We start from the raw sequence: 985 nt of genomic DNA, 5'->3' as shown, positions 1-985 counted from the left end.
CGAGGCGCTCTCGTAGTTCCGCGACCGTAGTTCTCTGGTAAACAGCGGGGTCCAGCAACTTGAGCATCGCCAGGAACGCGTGCTCGTTGTGCAGTGCTGGTGTGGCGGACAGCATCAGCAACCGGGGACTGGAGTTTGCCGTCTTGGCCAGGCTCTCGAACCGTGCGGCGAGACTGGAGTCGTCACTGGTGGAGAGTCGGGCCAGGTTGTGCGCCTCGTCAACGACCACCAGGTCAGCGGGGGACCAGGTTGCCGGCTCGTCATCGCGGCCGAAGCGGATCTCGGCCCGCCGGAAGTCCTGGACCCGGAACTTGCTGTGCAGTTCGCGCTTCCACTGGTCGACGAGGAACGGCGGTAGGATCAACTGCACGCTGAGTTTCGGGTTGTCCAGCAGCATCTGCCGGATCACGATGCCTGCTTCGATGGTCTTTCCGAGACCGACCTCGTCGGCGAGCAGGTACCGCTGGACGGGGTCTTGTAGGACCCGCCAGGCGGTCTCAATCTGGTGCTCGTGCAACTCGATGCAACTCGACAAGGCTCCGCGCATGCCGTGCGAGGCAGACCGCTGCCGGAGGATGCCTTGGAGAAAGGGTCGCCGCATGTCGGCCAGGAGAGGGGACTCCAGGAGGCCCGCGGCACCGAAGGCCACAGGGTCGTTGAGGGGTTGATCCCAGCGGACGAAGATCTGCGCTTCGAGCAGGTGGCCGTCCCATTCGTGCCCGCGGACGAGGATGTCACCGTGCTCGGTCGTCTCGATGATGCGACCGGACCGCCATTGGGCAGTCTTGTCTTGCCAGAACACCCGCAGTTCTGGGCTCAGTGCGAACCTCTTCAAACTGGCCCGCGGCACATTCTCCTGGTACATCTCCTCCGGCGTCTGGCTCGGTGCGTCGAAGTAGGCCAGGACCAGGTTGTCGCCATCGCGGCCGACCAATTTGCCTGGTCCGAAGGTGTTCGCCGACGAAACAAGGAGGTCGCCCCTGCT

Annotated in this window: 1 pseudogene; it reads right to left on the bottom strand. The window is 64.1% G+C overall.

Annotated features, from left to right (window positions below):
* A pseudogene (locus ACOADB_RS19450) lies at window positions 1-985 on the bottom strand (hypothetical protein); the annotation flags it as partial.

Source organism: Nocardioides sp. CPCC 206348, assembly GCF_048654705.1.
Classification (GTDB): Bacteria; Actinomycetota; Actinomycetes; order Propionibacteriales; family Nocardioidaceae; genus Nocardioides.
This window is presented reverse-complemented; position numbering and strand designations above follow the sequence as displayed.